Annotated in this window: 13 protein-coding genes; 6 read left to right on the top strand and 7 right to left on the bottom strand. The window is 65.9% G+C overall.

From position 1 onward, the window contains the following. Positions 1-35: 35 nt before the first annotated feature. The 3 genes from Q0105_RS12300 to Q0105_RS12290 are packed head-to-tail and all read left to right on the top strand — an operon-like array spanning position 36 to position 2,770. The gene (locus Q0105_RS12300) at positions 36-908 is read left to right on the top strand and encodes a shikimate dehydrogenase (protein WP_298212156.1); all 873 of its coding nucleotides are present in this window, start codon (positions 36-38) and stop codon (positions 906-908) included. A 37-nt stretch (positions 909-945) separates the two neighbouring features. Continuing rightward, entirely contained in the window at positions 946-1,845 is a 900-nt protein-coding gene (locus Q0105_RS12295; RefSeq protein ID WP_298212154.1) for a VOC family protein, read from the top strand. 16 nt (positions 1,846-1,861) lie between these two features. Beyond that, positions 1,862-2,770 (top strand): sugar phosphate isomerase/epimerase family protein, encoded by a 909-nt coding sequence (locus Q0105_RS12290; RefSeq protein ID WP_298212152.1) that lies wholly within the window; start codon positions 1,862-1,864, stop codon positions 2,768-2,770. Between the two features lie 272 nt (positions 2,771-3,042). Here Q0105_RS12290 and Q0105_RS12285 read toward each other — a convergent pair whose 3' ends face one another. From Q0105_RS12285 to glnE, 7 genes are all read right to left on the bottom strand, one after another. Further along, positions 3,043-3,624 carry a glutathione peroxidase gene (locus Q0105_RS12285; protein ID WP_298212150.1) on the bottom strand — a complete coding sequence of 194 codons (582 nt, stop codon included), beginning with the start codon at positions 3,622-3,624 and terminating at the stop codon, positions 3,043-3,045. 161 nt (positions 3,625-3,785) lie between these two features. Continuing rightward, positions 3,786-4,991 carry a phosphohydrolase gene (locus Q0105_RS12280; protein WP_298212148.1) on the bottom strand — a complete coding sequence of 402 codons (1,206 nt, stop codon included), beginning with the start codon at positions 4,989-4,991 and terminating at the stop codon, positions 3,786-3,788. Positions 4,992-8,731: 3,740 nt separating this feature from the next. Further along, the gene (locus Q0105_RS12275; RefSeq protein WP_298212146.1) at positions 8,732-11,821 is read right to left on the bottom strand and encodes an efflux RND transporter permease subunit; all 3,090 of its coding nucleotides are present in this window, start codon (positions 11,819-11,821) and stop codon (positions 8,732-8,734) included. A gap of 12 nt (positions 11,822-11,833) precedes the next feature. Beyond that, positions 11,834-13,039 (bottom strand): efflux RND transporter periplasmic adaptor subunit, encoded by a 1,206-nt coding sequence (locus tag Q0105_RS12270; RefSeq protein WP_298212144.1) that lies wholly within the window; start codon positions 13,037-13,039, stop codon positions 11,834-11,836. Positions 13,040-13,106: 67 nt separating this feature from the next. Continuing rightward, entirely contained in the window at positions 13,107-14,492 is a 1,386-nt protein-coding gene (locus Q0105_RS12265) for an efflux transporter outer membrane subunit (protein WP_298212142.1), read from the bottom strand. Next, positions 14,489-15,217, bottom strand: coding sequence for a CerR family C-terminal domain-containing protein (locus Q0105_RS12260; RefSeq protein ID WP_298212140.1), 729 nt, complete (start codon positions 15,215-15,217; stop codon positions 14,489-14,491). The genes Q0105_RS12265 and Q0105_RS12260 overlap by 4 nt, the downstream gene beginning before the upstream one ends. 106 nt (positions 15,218-15,323) lie before the next feature. Then, positions 15,324-18,092: a bifunctional [glutamate--ammonia ligase]-adenylyl-L-tyrosine phosphorylase/[glutamate--ammonia-ligase] adenylyltransferase gene (glnE, locus tag Q0105_RS12255; protein WP_298212138.1), complete on the bottom strand. Its 2,769-nt coding sequence runs from the start codon at positions 18,090-18,092 to the stop codon at positions 15,324-15,326. 98 nt (positions 18,093-18,190) lie between these two features. Between glnE and Q0105_RS12250 the strand changes: the two genes are divergently transcribed. From Q0105_RS12250 to Q0105_RS12240, 3 genes are read left to right on the top strand one after another with little or no spacing between them, the layout of a single operon-like run. Beyond that, positions 18,191-22,357 carry a YhdP family protein gene (locus Q0105_RS12250; RefSeq protein ID WP_298212136.1) on the top strand — a complete coding sequence of 1,389 codons (4,167 nt, stop codon included), beginning with the start codon at positions 18,191-18,193 and terminating at the stop codon, positions 22,355-22,357. Next, the gene (locus Q0105_RS12245) at positions 22,354-23,169 is read left to right on the top strand and encodes a carbon-nitrogen hydrolase family protein (RefSeq protein ID WP_298212134.1); all 816 of its coding nucleotides are present in this window, start codon (positions 22,354-22,356) and stop codon (positions 23,167-23,169) included. The genes Q0105_RS12250 and Q0105_RS12245 overlap by 4 nt, the downstream gene beginning before the upstream one ends. Continuing rightward, positions 23,166-25,199 (top strand): ATP-binding protein, encoded by a 2,034-nt coding sequence (locus Q0105_RS12240; RefSeq protein ID WP_298212132.1) that lies wholly within the window; start codon positions 23,166-23,168, stop codon positions 25,197-25,199. The genes Q0105_RS12245 and Q0105_RS12240 overlap by 4 nt, the downstream gene beginning before the upstream one ends. The last annotated feature ends 49 nt before the right edge of the window (positions 25,200-25,248 follow it).

The following is a 25,248-nucleotide window of genomic DNA, read 5'->3' as shown; positions in this document are numbered from 1 at the left end:
ATCCTGCATCTGCCCGTGAGCACACCGCGCCCATCATGTTTTCCACAAGCCCCCGCAAGGTGCTGATCGGGCTGATCGGCGCTGGCATCCAGAAGTCGTTGTCGCCCGCCCTGCACGAAGAAGAGGCGCGCCACCACGGCATGCGCCTGCACTACCAGCTCATCGACCTGGACCGCTCGGCGCATTCACTGGAGCAATGGCCCGAGCAGTTGCACACCCTGCTGTCGGCGGCGCGCATCATGGGCTACGCGGGCTGCAACGTGACCTACCCCTGCAAGCAGGCGGTGATCCCCTACCTCGATAGCCTGTCGGAAGAAGCCCGCGCCATGGGCGCCGTGAACACGGTCGTGGTGCAGGGCGGCCAGCTCGTGGGGCACAACACCGACGGGTCGGGCTGGGCCTGGGGTTTTACCCGTGCGCTGCCTGGCGCCGACCTCAGCCGTGTGGTGCTGCTGGGCGCGGGCGGTGCGGGCGCCGCCATTGCGCATGCCGTGCTGCGGTTGGGCGCACAGCACCTGAGCATCGTGGATGCCCAGCCCGAACGTGCCGCACAACTGGCCGCTGACGTGAACGCACTCTATGGCCCCCGGGCCGAGGCGATGGAGATCCAATCGGCCATGGCCAACGCCACCGGGCTGATCCACGCCACGCCCACGGGCATGGACAAGCTGCCGGGGCTCCCGCTTGACGCGGCGCTGCTGCGGCCCGCGATGTGGGTGTCCGAGGTGGTGTATTTCCCGCTCGACACCGCGCTGGTCCGTGCAGCGCGGGCGCTGGGCTGCAAGGTGTCTGACGGCGGCGGCATGGCCGTGGGCCAGGCCGTGGGCGCTTTCGAGCTGTTCACCGGCGAGGCGCCCGATGCGGCCCGCATGGACGCCCACTTCCGCCGCCTGGTCAGCGCGCGCTGAACGCCTTGCCCGCCCCAACATACAAGGAGTCGAAACCATGAGCACCCCGATGGTGGCCACCCGCGAAGCGCTGGGCGACATGCCCAACCCCCTGGGCCTGCAGGGCGTCGAGTTCATTGAATACGCCACCAGCCGCCCGCAGGCGCTGGGCCAGGCGCTGGAGCGCATGGGCTTTCAGCCCGTGGCGCGCCACCGCTCGCGCGAGGTGCTGCTGTACCGCCAGGGTGATATGAACATCATCGTCAACGCCCACCAGGACAACGAGCGCACAGGTGTGCATGCGCCGCCCGCACTCACGGAAACCCCTGTGCTGGCCGCCATCGCTTTTCGCGTGGGCAACGCAGCCGCAGTCTACCGCCGCGTGCTGGAGCTGGGCGCCTGGGCCGTGCACACCGAGGTGGAGGTGATGGAGCTGCACATTCCCGCCATCCACGGCGTGGGGGCCAGCCGCATCTACTTTGTGGACCGGTTCAAGGAGTTCTCGATCTACGACGTGGACTTTGTGCCCATCCCTACCGTCAACCCGCGCCCGCCCGCGCTGCAGGGCCTGCATCTGTTCGGCGTGGTGCAGTACATCGGCCTGGGCCGTGCGCAGGACTGGATTCATTTCTACGCGGAACTGTTTGGTTTTGCCGAACTTGCGCCGAACCAATCGTTTGGCGTGCTCACGCATGGCCGCATCCTGGCCAGCCCCTGCGGCACGCTGCACTGGCAACTGATCGAGCCGCTGGTCGATGCGCTCGACGCCGACCCTGAGGAGCTGCTGCAGCGCGTGGCCTTTGGCACGCCCGATGTGCTGGCCACCGTGAACACGCTGCGTGCACGCGGCGTGGACTTTGTCGAATCGCCCACGGGCGTGCACACCGGCACACGCGGCGCCCTGACCCGCGCCGATGTGGGTTCGCCCAGTTTCGAGCTGGTGCTGGACGCCCGCTGACCCTGGAGGCCATCCCATGCGCACATCCACCATGCAACGCAATGTCGCCGACTTCGGCATGGACACCATCAGCCTGGCCGGTCCGCTGGAGGCCAAACTGGCTGCCGTCAAAGCCACAGGCTTTGGCCAGATCATGCTGGCCGCACGCGATATCGTGGGCCACCCTGAGGGCATAGCGGCCGCCGTGCATGCCGTGCGCAGCAGCGGCCTGCGCGTGACGGGCTTCCAGGTGCTGCGCGACTTTGAAGGCCTGTCGGGCCACTTGCACAGCTACAAGGTGGACATTGCCAAGCAGATGATCCTGATGGCGCGTGACCTGGGCGCCCCGGTGCTGCTGGCTTGCAGCTCCACCTCGTCGCACGCCACGGCGGATGCGGACGCCATTGCACGCGACCTGCGCAAGCTGGCCCTGCTGGCGCTGCCACACGGCATCCGCGTGGCGTTCGAGGGCTTGTCGTGGGGCCGGCATATCAACGAGGTGCACCAGGCCTGGGCGGCGGTGCAGCAGGCCGATTGCCCCAACCTCGGCCTGGCTGTCGACTCTTACCACCAGTTCGCCACCAGCACGCCGCTGTCCGCGCTGGAAGACGTGGACCCGGACAAGATCTACCTGGTGCAGCTCTCGGACTTCATGTGGCAGGAGACCCGCACCGTGCAGGAGCGCATCGACACCGCACGGCACTTTCGCGTGTTCCCCGGCGAGGGTGTGCACAGCCAGGCGCTGGCCGAACTGGTGCGCACGCTCGACGGCATGGGCTACCAGGGTGACTACAGCTTTGAAGTGTTCAACGACGATTACCAGCAGTTGCCGTTGCCCTACGTGGCTCAACGCGCATGGAACAGTGCGCTGTGGCTGGCCGAAGGCGTGCTGCAACGCGCGGTGCCGCTGCCGGGGCACTCCCGGCTTCAGCAGGCGCTGGTGTGATCATCAAGGCTTGGGGCGGTGGGTGCGCGGCCTCCTCTGGCCGACACCTGGAATAAAAAGGTTGCGAAGCGTCCCGAAACGAATAAGAGAGGGAGGGAGGAGAAGCGCTCCAGGAGGTCAGTCGGAACCCAGGGGCCCGAAAGGCTTCGCAACACTAAAACTGTACGCCGTGCAAGCACGTTGCGCAATGGATAGATAGAGTGGGGCCAGGTTGGCGAAGTTCCAGGCCCTTTCCGAAATTTTCTTAAAGAAAAGTAAAGCAAGCATGGCGCTCACCGGGGCGCGGGCAGCGCCAGTTGCTGTTCGATGGCTCGCACCAGGCCCTTGTTGTCCGGCCCGGTCAGGCTGGAATAGCTGTCCACCATCTTGCCGTCGCGGCCCAGCAGGTATTTGTGGAAGTTCCAGCGCGGCGCTGTGCCCGACAGTTGCGCAAGCTGGCGAAACAAGGGCGAGGCATCGGCACCCTTGACGCTGCTTTTGGCAAACATCGGAAACTTCACGCCGAAGGTGTTCTCGCAAAAGTCAGCGATCTGCTGGTTGCTGCCCGTTTCCTGCGAAAAATCGTTGGACGGGAAGCCCAGCACCACCAGCCCCTTGTCCTTGTAGCGCGCATACAGCTCCTCCAGCCCCTTGTATTGGCCGGTGAAACCACAAAAGCTGGCGGTGTTGACCACCAGCACCACCTGGCCAGCGTACTGGCACAGCGACTGGGGTTTTTCGTCCTGCAGGCGGTCAACCGTATGTTGCAGCACGGCGGGGCAGCCGGGGGGCACATCCGCCGCCTGCGCCGTGGGCACAGTCAACAGCACCGCCCACAGGCCTGAGGTGTAACAAAACCGTGAAAGTGTGTTCATAGCGCAATCGACGGCCAGCAAGCCATGGGCTGACAACGCCTCCAATTTAACGGCTCCACCGGTTTTGTCCAGATGAAAGCTTGGAGGGGGCGAGTGCCAAGAGCCTGTTAGTGTCTTGTTGGCGACCCTCCATAGGCCGCAAACAGGCTCTCCGCCAGGCGTCAGACCATCTGGAGCAGGCGTTCCAGCGAGAGCTGGACCCGCATATCCTTGAAGGCCACCACGCCGGTGACCTTCCAGGGCGGCATGCCGGTGTCGCGGGGAATGGGCTCGCCGGTGGGCATGCCGTCGCGGTTGGTTACCACCGCCACACGGGGTGTTGTGGCCGTGGTGCCGCGGCGGATCACCACGCCCACCTCGCGGCTGGCCAGCCGCACGAAGGCACCCGGCGGGTACACACCCAGGGTTTTGACCAGCGCGCCGCCGGCCTCATCCACCTGGTGGTCTTCGTCGTAGTAACTGGCCTGCATTGCCGCGGTCACCGGCATGGGCAGTCGAGCAAAACGGGGCGCCAGCCGGGCGCCGAAAATATCGGCACGCTGCACCAGGCGCGCCATCTGCTGGGCCTGGGTTTTCTTGTCCAGCGGCCCTGGCGACCGGTGGTGGTGGCAGCGCACCGCCTCCAGCCACAAGGGGTCGGCCACGCCCAGGTGGCGCAGCAGCACCTCGGAACGTGCCGCATGGTTTTCCACCGCCGTGATCTGAGCAGCGGTCAGGGGGTGCGTCTGTTGGGCCAACTGGTCCTGCAGCTCGGTCATGGCGATGTTCATGCTCAGGGCCGCCTGCCCCAACTGCTGAACTCGCCCATCGGGCCAGCGCAGCATTTCGCGCGCCACCACCATGCACACGCAACTCACCAGCAGGGAATGCGTGGCGCTGTACATGCGCGTCTCCTGGGCCGACAGGTAGATCAGCGCCAACAGGGTTGCATCGGGTGCCTGCTCACACTGCCGGGTCAACTCGTCATGCAGGGCCTGAAAACGCGCGCCAAAGTCACCGGGCGACGGTGCGCGCAGCAACTGCGTGGCGCGCAGTTGCAGTTCCGGCCAGTCCGCCAGGGCCTTGCCGGAGCGCGCTCGGCTGGCAGACTCCTCCGCCGCCGTCATCTTCATCGCGGCAATCTCGCCCAGGTTGGTGTCGGCAATCAGCATGCGCTGCAGTTGCGCCAGGTAGGCGCGGTGGCTATCGCCCGACTCGTCGGTGTCCACGCACAGCTCGCGGCCTCGCGCCACCATCTTGGCCAGTTCTTCGCGGGTGCGGATCACATAGCCTTTTTGCGCCAGCAGCACGCCATCAGCCCCCCGCAAGACAAAAGGCAGCGGGTGGCCGATCTGGATGGATTCGATGTTCAGGCTGACGAGGTTCATGGTGCGCTCGGCATTATCCAACGCTTACCCACCCGCCAAAGCCAGCACCTACCGGGTGATTTCCCGGCTTTTCCCCTGGTGATACCCCGTGGGGCGTGCCCGCGATCCTCTGGATATGACAGCCAAGAGACCGGATGACCGAGTCTGAGACAACTGCTGCGGTTGGCCTTGTACGCCAGCCGCGCATGCAACGCTCACCCAGAGCACGGGCATGACGGTGTACCTCTGCGACCTCTATAGCCCTTGGCAGCGCGGCAGCAATGAAAACACCAATCCACGGTCCTGGGCGAACGAAAGCTGGGGTCGCTAGCGCTTGTCGGTAGAGCGCTAGCAGCTATTGATTGGATAGCATTCCACGCCCCAGGTAGTAGCGACGGCGAATCTGTGGCCTCTCACCTGGATCGCGGAGGCAACAGATGTGAGGGTCAGGTCTTGTTTCTTGCCATTACAAGCCCATGCCGGCACTCTACGATGCACCTTAAAAAAGTGATTTAGCGCTTGTCCATTAATCATAGAGTGCTATTAATACGATAGCTTTTGACTGTGCGCCCAACCCTTGAGGCAGGCCAAGACCATCTACCGCTAACACAGCACGCCAGCACTCTGCTCAGCGAGCAAACCCCACTACAGACATACTCCAAGCGGTCGCTCACCACAGACCGTTAGCGCCACTCAGAGCGCGGCCGGCGGGCCAAGAAGAACTGGTGCCAGGACCACCACACCTGTTCCACAAGCGGCCATAGATCGTCCGGGATGCGACATCTAGCCAGGGATGCAGGGCTGATATCGTGTCAGCGTGGCTGGCTTTGATTGGAGTCGGAGTGGAGTTTGAGGAAAAGGAGGGGTAGATGGGCAAAAGGCAAGACCTGACCTTTGCACGCGTGACCCTAGCACCCGATGCGATAAAAAATCGAAGGTACGTTCAGGGCAGCGTAACTTGGACTAGCTCACCCCTTGCTCCGAAGCTGGGTTGGGAGGCCAAGGCGAACCTGCTTGAGTTCGGCGTTAAGCCGCGTCAGCCGAGGGGGCAATGATGAAGTGGGGTCAAGACTATCTAGTCCGTGATGCTGGACTGAGTAATACTGAAGTCACCCAACGATTCACACGTAGGCATGCTTTGGGCCTATGGTGTGGAGTGGTTCCATTTTTTGGCGCCTTCGGTTTTATGTATCTGGCGATCAAGCTGCAAGGTAATTTGGTTGCCTTTTCTATGTTTTGGGTCTGTGGGCTGCTCTTACTTGCGTATGTTGGCCTTGTATATCGCTGTCCGCGATGCGGCACAGTTCCTAGCAGCAGCAAGCCGGGCACAACGGGCATATTGCTGTTCCCCAAAAAATGCCCTAAGTGCAAGGCACCATTGCTGCCGACTCATCGGTGGGGACAGGATTGAAAGACCTGCACAGATGTGAGGATGTGAGGGTCAAGGATGTGAGAAGGATGTGAGGGCCAAGTCTTGTTTCTTGCCATTACAAGCCCATACCGGCACTCTACGATGCACCTAAAAAAGTAATTTAGCGATTGTCCATTAATCGTATGGCGCTATTAATATAATAGCTATTGGCTGTGCGCCCAACCCTTGAGGCAGGCCAAGACCACCTACCGCTAACACAACACGCCAGCACTCTGCCCAGCGAGCAAACCCCGCTACAGACATACTCCAAGCGGTCGCTCACCACACACCGTTAGCGCTACTCAGTCCGCGGCTGGCGGGGGCCATGAAGAACTGGTGCCAGGAGCTCCATACTTGCTCCACAAGCGGCCATAGGTCGTCCGGGATGTGACATCTTGCCGAGGATGCAGGGCTGATATCGTGTCAGCGTGGCTGGCTTTGATTGGAATCGGAGTGGAGTTTGAGGAAAAGGAGGGGTAGATGGGCAAAAGACAAGACCTGACCCTTGCACCCGTGCTTGCACCCGTGACCCTTGCACCCGCGCAACAGCCTGGGAGCCGTTAATGGGTTGGCGAAGCGACTGCCTGGGCCGCGATAACAGCCTTGAAGATGTGGAAACAAGTCGTCGGTTTATTTTGCGGCACAGACTCGGTCTATGGTTTGGCGTTGTACCGTTCTTTGGGTTCTTTCTCGCAGGATTTATAGCGGCAAAGTTCAATGGCAATTTAGTCGCATTTGGCGCTGGCTGGTTCTGTGGCCTCCTCCTCCTTGCCTACGTTGGCCTTGTGTACCGCTGTCCGCGCTGCGGTACGGTACCCAGCAGCAGCAAAGCGGGAACAACTGGAGTACTGTTGTTCCCTAAGAAATGCTCAAAGTGCAAAGCGCCTTTGCTGCCAAACCACCGCTGGGGGCAAGATTGATTGTCCTGTCTGCAATAGTCCCAAGCCACCCGTCCAACAGACGCTGCCAGCGATCGGATAGATAGCAGACAGCAGCTAAAAAGATAAAGCTCGCCGCCACCCCTGAGCCGCAAGCCGGAGCGTTAGGGTCAGGTCTTGTATCTTGCCCTCATAAGCCCATACAGGCGCTCTGCGATGTCCCCCCAAATAGCAATTCAGCGCCTGTCCACTAATCATAGAATGCTATTAACATGATAGCGCTTGGCTGTGTGCCCAACCCTTGAGGCAGGCCAAGACCACCTACCGCTAACACAACACGCCAGCACTCTGCCCAGCGAGCAAACCCCGCTACAGACATACTCCAAGCGGTCGCTCACCACAGACCGTTAGCGCCACTCAGTGCGCGGCCGACGGGCCAGGAAGAACTGGTGCCAGGACAACCACACCTGTTCCACAAGCGGCCATATGATCGTCCAGGATGCGATATCTAGCCAAGGATGCAGGGCTGATATCGTGTCAGTGTGGCTGGCTTTGATTGGAGTCGGAGTGGAGTTTGAGGAAAAGGAGGGGTAGATGGGCAAAAGACAAGACCTGACCCTTGTGCCCCAAGCATTGTCATTAATCACTCGTACGGTGGGGCAACGTCGATTGAATTAGGATTGGCCCTCGTGTAAATAATAACGTGTTTGTATATCAGCTATATGGATACTCAGAGAAAATAGGGAAATGAAATGCTAGGCTTTCCAGATAAAGAAGGTTATAAAAAATACTCTAAATCCGAGAAGCGATTTTATTGGGGTTTTTCGGTTTTTGTAGCCTGTATTATGTTGCTAATGCTCGTTTGGAAACCGTACATATTGCCCTTGTTTAAGTAATCGCTGATGCCTTTGGCAATGCATTGGGGAGCTCTCTGGCGGATTCCATGCAGCCTCGCGATTCCGTCTACAGCCTGGGCGGTTCGGGTCGTAGCGCAACGGGTTTGCGGGCCCCCACAGACTGGAGCAATGGGCTGTGGCTTGGCGGCAACGTGAGCTATGCAGGCTCCTCAGGGACTTCGGGCTATTGGGATGAAGGCGGCGAAGGCGGATGGGTCAGCAACACGGCAGCGCGCGACTCTTCCGGTTCGCTCGCACCTCAGAGCAGTCGCGATCCTCTTGCGTATGACTACGAGAACAGGGGTGCCAGAGGGGTGCCAGCAGGGGTGCCAGGGTCAGGTCTTGCATCTTGCCCTCACGACCCCATGCCGGCACTCTACGATGCACCCTGAAATAGCAACCCAGCGCTTGTCCATCAATCATGGATTGCTATTAATATGATAGCAATTGACTGTGCGCTCAACCCTTGAGGCAGGCCAAGACCACCTACCGCTAACGCGCCCAGGAACGAGTTCATCGAGCAGACACCGTTCCAGAATCACCTCGAGCGGTCGCTCACCCCCTCGTTAGCGCCACTCAGTGCGCAGCTGGCGGGCCTGCGGGCCGCACGCCCCGCAACCTGCGCAGCACGCGCCCGAACCACTGGCCCAGGTCGTCCACCCCGGTGAACACGGCCGGGATCACCAGCAGGCTTAGCAGGGTAGAAGTGATGAGCCCCCCGATCACCGCCACCGCCATGGGCGAGCGAAATGTAGGGTCGGCCGCGCCGAAGCCTATGGCGATGGGCACCATGCCTGCGCCCATGGCCAGCGTGGTCATGATGATGGGGCGGGCGCGTTTGTGGCAGGCGTCGATCAGGGCCTCGAAGCGTGTCATGCCGTGTTCGCGCCGCGCCAGGATGGCGTATTCGACCAATAGGATCGAATTTTTGGTGGCGATGCCCATGAGCATGATGAGCCCGATGAGTGAGGGCATCGAGAAGCTCTTTTGTGCGATCAGCAAGCCCACGAAGGCGCCGCCCAGCGATAGCGGCAACGCCGCCAGGATGGTGACTGGGTGCAAAAAGTCCTTGAACAGCAGCACCAGCACGATGTAGATGCACAACACGCCGGTGAGCATGGCCAGGCCGAAGCTGGCGAACAACTCGCCCATCACCTCGGCGTCGCCCACTGCAGCCTGGCGCACGCCCGGCGGCAGGTTCTTGATGGAGGGCAAGGCCTCTACCACCTTGGTCACGTCGCCCAGCGGCTGGCCCGAGAGTTCGATTTCGAAGTTCACGTTGCGCGCACGGTCGTAGCGCTCTACCACGGCGGGGCCGCCGCTGAACTCCAGCGTGGCCACCTGGCCAAGCATGACCGGGCCTTTGCTGCCCTGCACGGGCAGGCGCTCAAGCAGCGACAGGTCCTTGCGGGCGTCGTCTTGCAGCTTGACGACGATGGGCACCTGGCGCGATGAGAGGTTGAGCTTGGGCAGCGCTACGTCGTAGTCGCCCACGGTGGCGATGCGTAGGGTTTCGGCGATGGCGCTGCTGGTCACGCCCAGGTCGGCGGCGCGCGCGAAGTCGGGGCGCACGGCGATCTCGGAGCGCACCAGGCTGGCGGTGGACGAGATGCTGCCCAGGCCGGGGATGGTGCGCAGGTCTTTCTCGACCGCCAGGGCCGCGCTGGTCAGCGCCTTGGGGTCGTCGCCCGTGAGTACCAGCACGTATTTCTCGCCCGAGCCGCCCAGGCCCACCTTGCTGCGCACGCCGGGCAGGGTTTCCAGCGCGGCGCGGATCTGGTTTTCGATGCCCTGCTTGCGCGGGCGGTCACCCCGCTCGGCCAGCAGGATGGTGAGCGTGGCTTTGCGTGTCTCGGCATTGGCGCTGCCCATGAAGGGGTCGCCCCCGGCCGAGCCCGCGCCGATGGTGGTGTACACGCTTTTCACATGCGCCACCTGGGCGATGCGCGTGCGCGCGTCCTCGGCCACGGCGCGGGTCTGCGCCAGCGTGGCGCCGGGCGGCAGCTCCAGGTACACCTGGGTCTGCGAGTTGTCGTCGGGCGGGATGAAGCCCGTGGGCAGCAGCGGGATAAGCGCCAGCGAGCCGATGAAGAACGCCGCGGTGGCGACAAAGGTCACCCAGCGGTGCCTGACACACCACGCAGCCCAGCGCAGGTACACCGTCATCCAGCGCGGGTCCTTGTGGTCGCCGACGATGGGTTTGAGGATATAGGCCGCCATCATGGGCGTGAGCAGGCGCGCCACCACCAGGCTGGCAAACACAGCGAGCGAGGCCGTCCAGCCAAACTGCTTGAAGAACTTGCCCGCGATGCCGCTCATGAATGCGGTGGGCAAAAACACCGCGATCAGCGTGAAGGTGGTGGCCACCACGGCCAGGCCGATCTCGTCGGCGGCTTCCATGGCCGCCTGATAGGGTGTTTTGCCCATGCGTAGGTGGCGCACGATGTTCTCGACCTCCACGATGGCGTCGTCCACCAGAATGCCCACCACCAGCGACAGCGCCAGCAGCGTGATCACGTTGATCGAAAAACCCAGCAGGTGCATGCCGATGAACGCCGGGATGACCGACAGTGGTAACGCCACGGCCGAGACAAAGGTGGCGCGCCAGTCGCGCAGGAACAGCCACACCACCAGCACGGCTAGCAGCGCACCTTCGTACAACAGGTGCATGGAGCCGTCGTATTCCTCCTGTGCGGGCTGCACGAAGTTGAAGGCTTCGGTGATTTCGAGGTCAGGGTGCTGTGTGCGCATCTCCTGCAGGGCCGCCTGCACGGCGGCGCCCACCTCGACCTCGCTCGCGCCTTTGCTGCGCGCCACCTCAAAGCCCACCACGGGCTTGCCGTTGAGCAGGGCCAGTGCGCGCGGCTCGGCGATGGTGTCCGACACCGTGGCCACCTGGTCCAGCCGGATGCGGCGGCCGTCCGACAGTGCCAGCGTAAGGCCCGCCAGCTCTTGCGCCGACTGCACGGTGGCCAGTGTGCGCACGGGCTGCTCGCTGCCGCCCAGGTCGGTGCGCCCGCCCGCGCTTTCTTGCTGCACCTGGCGCAGTTGGCGCGACACGTCGGCCGCCGTGGCGCCCAGGGCCTGCAGCTTCACCGGGTCCAGCGCCACGTGCACCTCCCGCTGAACGCCGCCCACGCGGTTGACGGCGCCCACGCCGCGCACCGCGAGCAGCTTCTTGGCCACGGCGTCGTCCACAAACCACGACAGCGCCTCGTCGTCCATGCGGCCTGAGGCGATGGTGAAGGCCAGCACGGGCTGCGCGGCCAGGTCCATCTTGGTCACGATGGGGTCGCGCACGTCACCGGGCAGGTCGCCGCGCACACGCGCCACGGCAGAGCGCACGTCATCCAGCGCCTCTTGCGTGGGTTTTTCCAGCCGAAACTCGGCCGTGATGGTGGCACCGCCATCCTGCACCTTGGTGTAGATGTGCTTCAAGTCCTGCAGCGTGGCGATGCTGTTCTCGATCTTGCGGGCGACGTCGTTCTCTAGCTGCGTGGGCGAGGCGCCGGGCAGCGCCACGGTCACGGAGACCGTGGGCAGATCGATGTCCGGAAAGTTCTGCACCTTCATGGCGTTGAACGACAGCAGGCCGCCGAAGGTCAGCAGCACAAACAGCATCAGCGCAGGGATCGGGTTCTTGATGGACCAGGTGGATACATTCATGAAGAATGCTCCTCAATTGATAGCTGTTTGCGCTTGCCCAATAAGCGCTAGAGCCAGTTTTTTGTCAAAACGAGGGGTCAACGAGCTGCTGCTGGCGGGTGGCGCAGGCACCACGCGCACCAGGTCGCCGTCGTTCAAGAAGCCCGCGCCGCGCACGGCCACGGAGGCCCCAGCGTCCAGGCCCGAGAGCACCTCGACGCGGTCGGCCATGCGGCGGCCGGTGAGCACCTTGCGCTGCTGCACACGCTGCTCTGCCCCCACCACGAACACGTAGGTAAAACCATCGCGCACCACCAGCGCCTCTTGTGGCACGGTGAGCGCATCGCTGTGGCCCAGCGCGAACTCGCCGCGCGCAAACATTCCGGCACGGAAATCGCTGTGGGTGGGCAGATCGACATACACCAGCGTATTGCGCGTTTGTGGGTCCACGGTGGGCGCGATCATGCGCACCGTGCCTTCGGCCACCGCGCCGCTGGTGGCGGTGACGCTGACCTTGGCGCCGGGTTGAACGCGCCGCAGCTCAGCGGACGTGACCTCGGCGCGCCACTCCAGGCGCCCCTTGCGCACCATGCGGAACAGCTCGGTGCCCGCGCTCACCACTGCGCCCACGGTGGCGGTGCGGACCGAGATCACACCGCTGTCGGGCGCCACCACCTGCGTGTACTTCAGGCGCAACTGGTGCGCGCTGAGGGTGGCCTTGGCGGCCTCGACGCGGGCCTGGGCGGTCTGCTCGGCGGTGGTGTACTGCTGGATCTGCTGCTGGCTTAAAGCGCCCGTGGCCTGCAGCGAGCGCGCCCGCTCGGCATTGGCCGCCGCCTCGGCCGCATGGGCCTGGGCTTCGAGCAGGCTAGCGCGCATTTGCGCCACATCGGCCAACACGGTCTCGGCCGAAAAGGTGGCCAGCACCTGGCCGGCCTTGACCACGTCGCCCACGTTCACGCGCACGTCGGTCAGGCGCAGGCCGTTGCTTTCGGCGCCGATGCTCGCCTCTTGCCAGGCGGCCACGTTGCCGTTGGCGGCCAGGCGCACCGGCACGGCAGCGCGCAGCGGCAGGGCCGTGCTCACGGTGAGCGCGGGGCGGGGCTGGCCTGCTTTGGGCTCATCGGCAGCGCGCGATGTACCGGAGTACACCAGGGCACCGCCCGTGGCCAGCACGCAGGCGGCGATCACGGCGAAGGCGGTGGGAGAAAATTGGAAGGAGAAAGAGGAATGTTGCATTTGCATCTGTCCTGAAGAATTCAATTCAGTGATCCATGGCGCTGCAGGCGACTGCGAGGGGCGTGCTTCATGGCGCCCAGCCGCCACCGGCGGCGCGGTACAGCGCCACCCAGGCCGTCTGGCGTTCGTGCTGCAGCGCGATCAGTGCGTTCTCGGCTGCCAGCGCGGTGCGCCGGGCGTCTTCCAGCTCCACCAGGCTCGCCAGGCCGCCGCGCCAGCGCGCCTCGGTGGCATCGAATGAAGTGCGGTAGCCCTCGGCTGCCACCCGCGCACTGGCGTTGCGTTCGGCCGTGCTCTGCAGCCGCACCAGGGCTTGCTCCACCTCGCTCACAGCCTGGCGCACCTTGGCGCGGTACAGGGCTGCGGCCTCGTCGTAGCGTGCCTGCGCAGCATCGGTCAACGCCGTGCGCCGACCGCCGTCGAACAAAGGCACGCTCAGCGCCAGCGGGCCGATGGTCCAGGTGTTGAGGTCGGTTGTCACCCCGCCGGTGCGCACCCAGGCCGCGCCCACGGTGCCGCTGAGCGACAGGCGTGAATAGCGCTGGGCCTGCGCGCTGCCCACCTCGGCGCTGGCGGCTGCCACCTCGCGCTCGGCGTTGTAGATGTCGGGGCGCTGGGCCAGCACCTGGGCGGGCAGCGTTCCCATGGCAAACAGCGTGTCAGGGGCCGCAGCCACCGGCGTTGCCAGGCGGGTGCGCAGGGCGGGCTCTTCCCAGCCAGTGAGCGCCACCAAGGTTTTGGTCTCCACATCACACTGCATGTGTTGCTGCGCGGTGCGGGCCTGGGCTTCGGCGGCACTGGCGCGGGCCAGCGCGGCAGTGGCGGGTGCGGTAAAGCCCGCGCGCTCGCTGAGTTGGGCCAGGCGTGAGGTCTCGCCGCGCGATTGCGCATCGCGCTCGGCCACGCGCAGTTGATTAAGGCAGGTGCGCAGGCTGCTGGTCTGCTGCGCCACCTCGGCGGCCACGCTCACGCGCGCCTCGTGCCACAGCGCCTGGGCGCCTGCCAGCCGCTCGTCCGCTGCTGTCTTGGTGGCCCGGTTCGCACCGAAGAGGTCGATCTCCCAGCTTGCCTGCAACCCGGCCTGGGCCGTGGTGGCCGTGCCAGCCAGTTGCTCGTTGAAGCCCCGACTGGCGCTGGCCTGTGCATCGAGCGCGGGCAGCAGCGCGGCCCGGCTGCTGACTTGCGTGGCACGGGCCTGCGCAATGCGCGCCTGGGCCTGGGCGATGCCGGGGCTCACGGCCTGGGCTGCGTCGATCAGCTCGACCAGCAAGGGGTCGCCCAGTTGGGTCCACCACTGGGCCATGTTGCCCAGCGAGCCCTGGTGCGGCAGAGGCGCCTGCCACGCCACGGGCGTGGCTGCTGCGATGTGGGCCGGTGGCGCGGTGACGGCACACGCGCCCAGCGCCAGGGGCAGACAAACCGCCCAGATGCATCGGGCCTTGTTCAGAGTCATGCGTTGGATTCCTTCTTGTGCGATGCACGGGGAGCACTGCGTGTGGGCTGGTTGGCGGCCGCCCGCCGGGTGATCTCGCCCTGCACCATGCTCAGGGCATAGCCGGTGAGCCGCTCCACCCACAGGTCCACAGCCCCCGATCCCCCCAACTGCGGCGCAATGGCCAGCAGGGGGTCGCGCTGCGTCCACAGTTGCATGGCCAGGCCTGCCAGGGAGAAGGCGAGCCGGTGCAGCTCGTCGTCCACCTCGCTTGCGCCCATGTGCCGACACAACACCTGTACCAGCGCCAGATGCGGGGCGCGGCACTCGCGTTCCATCAGCTCGGACCAGACATGGGTGGGGTCGAGCAGCTCGCGCACGTGCAGGCGCAGCGATTGGGTGAATAGGTCGTCGTGTTTCAGCGGCTCCAAAAAGCCCGCGAAGTAGTGGTGCAACGCGCTTTGCAGATCGAGGGCCGGATCGGTAAACACCGGAATCAGCTCGCTACTACTGCCAAAGGGCTCGTAGAAGGTGGCCGTGTACAGCTGCGCCTTGTCGCCAAAGTGGTAGGCGATGGCGGCTACGTTGGTACCTGCGGCCTGCGCAATGGCGCGCACCGAGGTCTGGGCAAAGCCCTTTTCAGAGAAAAGTTGAAGAGCCGCCTGCAGCAGGCGAGCCCGTGTGTCTTCACCGTCGCTGCGGGCGGTGCGCTGGGATGCGGGGATGGGGCGGGCGCCGGAGTTCATGGCCCCGGATTAGATCACCGCAATTCAAACGGGTGTTTAAATTACGGACCGTTTCAGGCGGCGAATTGCTTCAAGATGCAACCCGTTTGCCGCCATCTGAAAAGCGCTATGCCTTGACCCCTGGGGCTTCCCCAAACACGGCATGCCACAGTGCCAGAACCGCGTCGCGCTCGGCCTGCAAGGCGGGCGGCGTGACGTGGATGGGCGCCTCGTCCAGGCGCGCCACGTGTTGCACGCGGCGCAGCTCCCGGTAGGCGCTGGCCGCCGCCTGGCCCACGCCAGCGGGCAGCAGGCCCACCTGCTCGGCGCGTTGCAGCAGCGCGATGTTGCCCACGTTGCCGCGCAGCTCGGGGTGGGCTGCAGACTGCGAAAGCACCAGGTATTGCACGGCGAACTCTGCATCCACCATGCCGCCCTGGCTGTGTTTGACGTCAAACCGCCCGGCGGGCGTGGGGTGGGCCGAGCGCACGCGCTCGCGCATGGTCACGATCTCGCCCTGCAAGGCCAGTGGGTCGCGCGTGGAGGTGATGACGGCTTCGCGCACTGCGTCGAAACGGGCTTGCAGGGCCGCGCCGCCCATCACGAAGCGCGCACGCGTCATGGCCTGGTGCTCCCAGGTCCAGGCGGTGTTGCTGCCGCGCTGCTGCTGGTAGTTGGCGTAGGCGTCGAAGCTCGTCACCAGCAGGCCCGAGTTTCCGTTGGGCCGCAGCGCCGTGTCGATCTCGTACAGATCGCCCTCGCCGGTCTTCACCGTGAGCCAGTTGATGAGCTTGCGCACAAAGGCGGCATAAACCTCGGAGGCCCGCTCGTCGTCGTCGTCGAACACAAAGACGATGTCCAGGTCGCTGCCGTAGCCCAGCTCTTTGCCGCCCAGCTTGCCGTAGCCAATGATGCCGAACTGGGGCTCGTCCCGGTGGCGGTTTTTGAGGCGGCTCCAGCACCACTGGCTGGTGATGCGCAGCACGCTGTCGGCCAGCGCCGAGAGGTCGTCCGCCACCTGCTCCACGGTGATGCGGCGCTCCACATCGCGGGCCAGGGTGCGGAAGGTTTCGGCATGCTGGGCGCGCCGCAGCAGGTTGAGCAGGGTTTCGTCGTCGTCTTCGCCCGTGGATTGCAGCGAAGCCAGGCGCATGCCCAGCTCGCGCTCGAAATCGGCCACCACAAAACGCTCGGACAGCAGGGAGGCGCCCACCAACTCGTCGATCACACCGGGGTGCTGCAGCAGGTAGCGCGCGGGCCACTTGGCCGCGCCCAAGAGGTGCAGCAATTGCTCGTGCACCGAGGGGCGTTCCAGCAGCAGTGCAAGGTAGCTCTCACGGCGCAGCAAGGGCTCCAGCCAGTTGGCCATGCGCAGCGCGGCTTCTTCGGTGACGCGGCCTTCGTTGATCCACAGTGCCGTGCGCTGCACCAGGCGGAACAGGCGCGCGCGCGCCTCGTCGCGCAGGCCCGCCACGCGCGGGTGGTTGCGCCATTCGGCCACACGCTCGCGAAAGCCGGGCGGCAACTGCTCCAGCAGGGTTTCCAGTTCAGGCGGCGGTGGTGTGGTGGAACGGGGGCCGCCGCAGCCGCCACCGTTGCACTGCTTCTTGCCCGCGCCACCCAGCAGGGTGTCGAACTCTTGGGCCACCAGTTCGCGGTGGGCATCGAGCTCGTGCAAAAACGCGCAGCAATCCTTGAAGCCCAGGGTCTGGGCGATCCAGGCCAGGTCGTCGTCGCGCGTGGGCAGCACATGGGTCTGCTGGTCGTCCAGGTACTGGATGCGGTGCTCCACGCGGCGCAGGAATATATAGGCCTTGGCCAGCGCGTCGGCCGTTGCCTGCGGCATGAGGCCGGCATGGGCGAGGCGCTGCAGGGCGTCGAGTGTGGGGCGGCGGCGCAGCTCGGGGAACTGCCCGCCACGCACCACTTGCAGCAGCTGCACGGTGAATTCGATCTCGCGGATGCCGCCGCGTGAGAGCTTCACGTCGTTGGCGCGCTCCGGGTGGCCCGCGCTGCGCTTGGCGGCATGGTCGCGGATCTGGCTGTGCAGGGAGCGCAGCGCATCGAACACGCTGTAGTCCAGGTAGCGGCGGAACACGAAGGGCAACACCACGCCACGCAGCGCCTGCACCTCGGGGCTGCCGATGCAATCGCGCGGCGCCACCACGCGGCTTTTGAGCCAGGCAAAACGCTCCCATTCGCGGCCCTGGTTCTGCAGGTATTCCTCCAGCGCCGCCAGCGACACCGATGCCGGGCCGGAGTTGCCGTTGGGCCGCAGCGCCAGGTCCACACGGAACACAAAACCATGCTCGGTGGTGTCGCCCACCAGGCTGTAGATGGCCTTGACGGCCCGTGCGAAGTATTCGTGGTTGGAGATGCGGCCCCGGCCACCCTCCATGCCCGCTGTTTCGCCATCGTGCTCGTACACGTAGATCAGGTCGATGTCGCTGGAGACGTTGAGCTCGCGCGCACCCAGCTTGCCCATGCCGATGATCCAGAGCTGCACGGCCTGCCCTTGGGGGCCGCAGGGCGCTCCGTGGCGTTCGTCCAACTCGCGGCGCGCCTGGGTGCAGGCACGGTCCAGCGCCAGCTCGGCCAGCTCGGTCACGGCGCGGGTGATGTCGGCCAGCGGGGCCTGCGCCTCGCAATCGAGCTGGATGAGCCGCTCCATGACCAGTTGCCGCAGCATGCGCAAGGCGGTGCCGGTATCGCAGCCCCGGGCGCACAGCGCGTCGTAGGCCTGCTCCAGGGTGGCCAGCACCGGGGTGCCGGGGGGCAGCAGGGCCAGGTCGTTCGCGTAGCGGCGGTGCAGGCGCTGGTAAAAGCGCGAATGCTCGGCCAGCGGCCCCTCGGGGAAGGGCTGGTGGCAACGGGGGTTAGAGGGAGATTCGGACATGGCGGCCACAGCCAGAGGCTGCGTACATAAGAACACTGGTTTGTAGTGAACCCGCGCAGGGCCTGCGGGTCATAATTCCTGCCACATTCAGTCCCACCATGATCGATTCCACTACGCACCCCTCACGCCTGCTGAAAATAGTGGCAGGTTTTGCGCGGTGGTCGCTGAGCTTGCTAGTTGCCTTCTGGCTGCTGCTGACCATCGCGTGGGGGGCTCTTCATGGCTGGATTGTGCCGCGAATCGGTGAATTCCGCCCACAGATTGAGGCACATGCCGCACGGGCATTGGGGGTTCCCGTCAGGATCGGTGCTATCGCGGCGCACTCCGAGGGGCTGGTCCCGTCGATCGAGTTGTCGGATGTGGCGCTGCTGGATGCCTCGGGGCGGCCGGCGCTGCACCTGACCAGGGTGGTGGTGGCCTTGTCCCCGCGTTCGGTGCTACGGGGCGGTTTCGAGCAGTTGTATGTCGAGGGGCCGGATCTGGACGTGCGCCGTGCCACCGATGGCCGTATCTATGTGGCGGGGCTGGAGTTTTCCCAGAGCCAGGACGACACCAGCGCGGCGGCCGACTGGCTTTTCTCGCAGGGCGAGGTCTTCATCCAGGGCGGCACCGTGCGCTGGACGGACGAGCAGCGCGGCGCGCCAGAACTGGCGCTGGAAAAGGTCGACCTGGTGCTGCGCAACGGCAACTGGCACCACCACATGCGCCTGGACGCCACCCCGCCCGAAGCCTGGGGCGACCGCTTCACGGTGGTTGGCCTGTTCCGCGCGCCGCTGTTGCGGGCGGGCGACGGCAACTGGAAACACTGGAACGGCCAAGTGTTCGCCGACTTCGCGCGCGTGGACGTTTCGCGCCTGCGCCACCATGCGGATGTTGGCATCGCAGTGGCGCGGGGCCGTGGCGCGCTGCGCGCCTGGGCCGACCTGCGCGGCGGGCAGCTCGTGGGCGGCACGGCCGATCTTGCGTTGGCTGATGTGAACACCACCCTCGACCCCAGCCTGCAGGCGCTGGCGCTGCCTTCCATCCGGGGACGCCTGGGCGCACGGCGGCTGAACGGCGGGTTTGAGTTCTCTACCCAGGGGCTGCAGTTTCAGACCGACGACGGCCTGACCTGGCCCGGCGGAAATCTGCGGCTGATACACACCACCGCGACGGGCAAGGCCGTGGAGCAGGGCGAGCTCCGCGCAGACCGCCTGGACCTGGCGGCACTGGCGCAGATTGCCAGCCGCCTGCCGCTCGGGGCCGCTGCCCATGGCGCCATTCGCACCTACACCCCAGAGGGGCTGGTGGATGAGATCCAGGCCACCTGGAAAGGCCCGCTGGACGCTTTGCAGCAGTACCAGGTCAAGGGGCGCATCCAGGGCCTGGCGCTGGCCGGGGCACCGGCGGGCACCGCCCCCGTCCACCTGGGCCTGCGCGGCGCCACGGTGGACATTGACATGACCCAGGCCGGTGGCAAGGCGGCTCTCACGATGGCGCAGGGTGCGCTGATGCTGCCGGGTGTGTTTGAAGACCCGGTGCTGCCGCTGGACCGGCTCAGCGCCGACGTGCGCTGGCAGATCGACGGCAGCCGCCTTGCCGTGCAGGCCAACGATGTGCAGTTTGCCAATGCCGACGCCCAGGGCGAGGCCCGCGCCACCTGGCGCACCAGCGACGCGGCCAAGGTGGCCCACAAATCGCGTTTTCCGGGCGTTCTGGACCTCACGGGCACACTGACCCGAGCGGACGGCACGCGCGTGCACCGCTACCTGCCCCTGTCCATCCCCGCCGATGCACGCCACTATGTGCGCGATGCCGTGGTGGCTGGCAGCGCCAGCAGCGTGCAGTTCCGCGTCAAGGGCGATCTGCACGACCTGCCGTTCAACGACCCCAAGCTGGGGGAGTTCCGCATTGCAGCGCACGTCAAGGGCGTGACCTATGCCTATGTGCCACCGTCCCTGCAGCCTGCGGGCAGCTTGCCGTGGCCCGCGCTCGCGGAATTGGGGGGCGAGCTGATCTTCGAGCGCTCGTCCATGCAGGTGCGTGGCGCCAGTGGCGGGTTTGTGGGCAGCAAGGGCCTGCGGCTGTCCAAGGTGGAGGCCAAGATCCCCGACCTGGCACACACCGTGGTGGCGGTAAGTGCCGACGCACGGGGGCCGCTGCCCGAACTGCTCACGTTCATGGCCGCCTCCCCGCTGGGGGGGCTGACCGGCAACGCGCTCGACCAGGCCAGCGGCACCGGCAATGCCGACCTGCAGCTGCGCCTGGCACTGCCAATCAGCGAGCTTCAGAAGTCCAAGGTGCAGGGCAGTGTCACCCTGGCGGGCAACAACGACCTGCGCATCCGGCCCGATACCCCTCCGCTGAGCCGTGTGCGAGGTGCCGTGCAATTCAGCGAAACCGGGTTTTCGCTCTCCAACGTGCAGGCCCAGGCGCTGGGCGGCCCCGTGCGGCTTGAAGGCGGCATGCGGGCGCTGGCCGCCAACGCACCCGCCACCGAGGCGGCCGTGCAGCTACGCGCCCAGGGCACGGCCACCGCCGAAGGCCTGCAACAAACACCCCAGTTGGGCATGCTGTCGCAACTGGCCCGCCGCGCCACGGGCAGCACCCCTTACACCTTGGCGCTGGCATTCCGCAGGGGCGTGCCCGAGCTGCAGGTCAGCACCACGCTGCAGGGCCTGGCCCTGGCGCTGCCGCCCCCGCTCGGCAAGCCTGCCGACAGCAGCCAGCCCCTGCGCTTTGAGACCCAGGTGGCGCGCGAGTCGCTCACTGGCCTCGCCAGCAGCAGCAACGGCAGCGGCGCACCACCGCTGCGCGACCAGATCACGCTGGACCTGGGCACACTGGGTTCGGCCACCTACCTGCGCGACCTGAGCGGGACTCAGCCCCGTGTGCTGCGGGGCGCCATCGGCCTGGGGCTGGGCAATGGCGAATCCGCGCCGTTGCCGGTACAGGGAGTGGCCGCGAACATCAGCCAGGGCAAGGTGGATGTGGACGCGTGGGAGGCTGTGTTGGCGCAGGCCACGGCCCCTGAGGGCAGCGACCGCGCCACCGGCTCCGCTGCGCCTTCTGCTGCCGCGCAGTCTTTGGCGCAGGACTACCTGCCCACCACGCTGGCGCTGCGTGCGCGCGAATTGACGCTGCAGGGCCGCACGCTGCACAACGTGGTGGCGGGCGCCCAGCGCGATGGCGCCACCTGGCGCGCCAACCTTGATGCCACCGAGCTCAATGGCTACCTGGAATATCGACCGCCCGCGCCCCCCGACAACACCACCGCCCGGGTGTTTGCGCGCCTTGCGCGCGTGAACATGCCGCAAAGTGAGGCGAACCAGGTCGAAGATCTGCTCAACGAACAACCCGGCGCCCTGCCTGCCCTCGACATCGTGGTGGACGAATTCGAGCTGCGCGGCAAACGGCTCGGGCGGGTGGAAGTAGAAGCCCAGAACCGGGGCGGCGATGGCCCCCAGCGCGAATGGCGGCTTTCCAAGTTCAACATCACGGCCCCTGATGCGAGCTTCACGGCCAACGGCAACTGGGCCATGCTCAATGCAGCAGGAGCGGGTGGCACCGGCCCCCGGTCGGCCGAGCGGCGCACGGTGCTGAATTTCAAGCTCGACATCCGTGACTCGGGCGACCTGCTGGGCCGCATGGGCATGGCCAACGTGGTGCGCAACGGCAAGGGGCGCATGGAGGGGCAGGTGGCCTGGATCGGCGCGCCCATCAGCCCCGACTACCGCTCCATGAACGGGCAGATCAACCTGAACATCGAAGCCGGGCAGTTCCTCAAGGCCGACCCGGGCCTGGCCAAGCTGCTCAGTGTGCTGAGCCTGCAGTCGCTGCCGCGTCGGCTCACGCTCGATTTCCGCGACGTGTTCAGCGAAGGTTTTGCGTTTGACTTCGTGCGCGGCGACGTGCGCATCGAGCGCGGCGTGGCCACCACCAACAACCTGCAGATGAAGGGCGTGAATGCCGCCGTGCTGATGGAGGGCCATGCCGACATCGACCACGAAACCCAGGATCTGCGGGTGGTGGTGGTGCCCGAGATCAACGCCATGACCGCCTCGCTGGTGGCCACGGCCATCAACCCCGTGATCGGCCTGGGCAGCTTCCTGGCCCAGGTGTTCCTGCGCGGCCCGCTCATCGAGGCAGCCACACAAGAGTTCCGGGTGGACGGCACCTGGACCGACCCGCGCGTGGTGCGCGTGGCGCGCCGTGGCCGCGAGGCCAGTCCCGCCGCCGAAACTGCGCCCCGCTCCAATCCCCCCAAAACCGGAGAGCCCTCATGAAAGTTGCCGCCATCCAGATGGTGTCAGGCACCGAGCGTGACGCCAACCTGCAAGCCGCACACACCCTGCTCGCGCAGGCCGCCCAGGGCGGCGCAGAACTGGCCGTGCTGCCGGAATACTTTGGCCTGATGGGCCACAAGGACACCGACAAGCTTGCCGCGCGCGAAGCCGATGGCGACGGGGCCATCCAGCGTTTTCTCGCCGACACGGCGCGCGCGCTGCAGATGTGGATCGTGGGTGGAACCCTGCCTTTGCAGACCACCACGCCAGACCGGGTGCGCAACACCACGCTGGTTTTCGACCCCACCGGTGCCTGCGTGGCCCGCTACGACAAGATCCATCTGTTTCACTTCGACAACGGGCGCGAGCTGTACGACGAAGGCCGCGTCATCGAGGCAGGCGATACCCCGGTGCAGTTTGACCTCAAGGCGCGCGATGGCCAGCACTGGCGCGTGGGCCTGTCCGTCTGCTATGACCTGCGGTTTCCGGAGCTGTACCGCGCCCATGCCCGTGCGGGCGCCGACCTGCTGCTGGTGCCCAGCGCCTTCACGCACACCACGGGCCAGGCGCATTGGGAGGTGCTGCTGCGCGCCCGTGCCGTGGAAAACCAGGCGTATGTGCTGGCCCCCGCGCAGGGCGGCGTGCATGAGAACGGACGCCACACCTGGGGCCACAGCATGCTGGTGGACCCCTGGGGCACCGTGCTGGCGCAGCAGGACCAGGCGCCGGGCACCGTGACTGGCGTGCTGGACGCGCAGCGGCTGCGCGACATCCGCACACAGCTGCCTGCGCTGACACACCGCGTGCTGTGACACGCCCTAGGCCACAACGCACCCTGCTGCAGCGCTGGCGTGGCGCCTGGCGGCGCTGGTCCCTGTGGACGGCGCTGGTGCTGCTGGTGGTGTCGATGCTTGCCACCATGGTGTGGTTGGCAGGGCGCTACGAAGCCAGCCAGGTGCAGTCGCACCTGGAGCGCGACGCGGCCGATGCGGTGTCCGACATTCGCTCCGCGCTCACGCGCAACCTGCAAAGCCTGCAGGCGCTGCCCACCGACCATTCCGGCCAGTTGGCCTGGGAGGTTGATGCCTCGGAGTTGCTGCGCGGCCGCCGCGAGATGGTGCGCCTGGAGTGGCGCGACGCCAGCCTGCGGATGCGCACCCATGTGCAGTCACCCTACCGCCCTGTGGCCTGGGACGTGCGGGTGCGTGACAGCAGCCAGTCCGAGCTCACCATTGCCTGCACCAACGCCCGGCGCCTGGGCAGCCCTGCCTACTCCAGCAGCTACTTCCAGCCCCACGGCGATGGCCTGGGGTCGGAGATGATGGAGCTGTGCGTGCCTCTCACCGCAGGTGGGCGCACCACGGGTTTTCTGGTGGCCACCTATGCGCTGCAGGACATCCTTATCAACCTGGTGGCGCACAACCTCACGCGCAGCCAGGAGGCCTCGTTCACTGAACCCGATGGCACGCGCCTGGCCGCAATGGGCGCGCCGCGCCGGGGCTCCCGCATGTTCACCGCGCAGCACCTGCTGGACCTGCCGGGCACCACCCTGGTGCTGCGCATGGACAGTTGGCACACCGCGCCCAGCGTGTTTCCCAACGTGCTCACGGCGCTGGTCACGGCCATGTCGATCGCCCTGGTGACCGTGATGGCGGTGCTGGTGCGCGACAACCGCCGCCGCCTGCGCGCTGAGCGCGACCTGGCCGACGCGCTGGCCTTTCGCAAGGCCATGGAGGACTCGCTGGTCACCGGCCTGCGCGCCCGCGACCTGGAAGGGCGCATCACCTACGTCAACCCAGCCTTTTGCGACATGGTGGGCTTCACACCCGAGGAACTGCTGGGCTTGAGCGCATCAGCCCCCTACTGGCCGCCCGAGCGCGTGGAGGAGTACCAGCAGCGCCAGGCCGTCCGTTTTGCGGGCACCATGCCGCCGCGCGAAGGCTTCGAGTCCGAGTTCATGCGCAAGGACGGCACGCGTTTTCCCGTGCTCATCATCGAGGCCCCGCTGATCAATGCGCAGGGCCTGCGTGCAGGCTGGATGAGCGCGTTTTTGGACATCAGCGAACAACGGCGGGTGGAGGAACTCTCGCGCGCCTCGCAAGAGCGCCTGCAGGCCACTGCACGGCTGGCCACGGTGGGCGAGATGGCCTCGCTGCTCAGCCACGAGCTGAACCAGCCGCTGGCGGCCATCTCAAGCTACGCCAATGGTTCGCTGAACCTGCTGGAGCAGGCCACAGCGCCCGCCGGAGCGCCTGCAGCCGAGCCCGCGGCGCTGCAGGACATGCGCCTGGCCATGCGCCAGATCGCCCGCCAGGCCGAACGCGCTGGCCGCGTGATCAAAAGCGTGCACGACTTCGTGCGCCGGCGCGACCAGGCCCGCGAGGCGGTGCATGCGCAGCAATTGCTCGACGCCATCCTGCCGCTGGTGAGCCTGCAGGCGCGCAAGCTCGGCGTGCGCGTGAACACTGCGGTGGAGCCGGGCCTGGAACCCACCCTGTGCGACCGCACCATGGTCGAGCAGGTGCTGCTGAACCTGGCGCGCAACGCCATGCAGGCCATGGACGACCCGGCGATCCGCACCCGCGTGCTCGACATCCGGGTGCGGCGGGCGGCCTCCAACAAATACAGTGGCTGGATCGAGTTTGCGGTGATCGACCAGGGCACCGGCATTCCGCCCGAAGTGGCGGAGAAACTCTTCACACCGTTTTTCACCACCCGCGCAGAGGGCATGGGCCTGGGCCTGAGCATGTGCCGCACGGTGATCGAGCAGCACGGCGGGTTCCTCGGATTCGCGCCCCATGAGCCGCGTGGTACGGTATTCACCTTCACGCTCCCTGTATGACGGACAACCCCCCTGAGCGGCTGCGCCGGTTTCATATTCAGCGTGAACG

The sequence above is a fragment of the Acidovorax sp. genome (assembly GCF_027492855.1).
In the GTDB taxonomy this organism is placed as follows: Bacteria; Pseudomonadota; Gammaproteobacteria; order Burkholderiales; family Burkholderiaceae_C; genus Acidovorax.
Note: the sequence above shows the minus strand (reverse complement) of the source record. Positions and strands in the feature narration are given on the sequence as shown.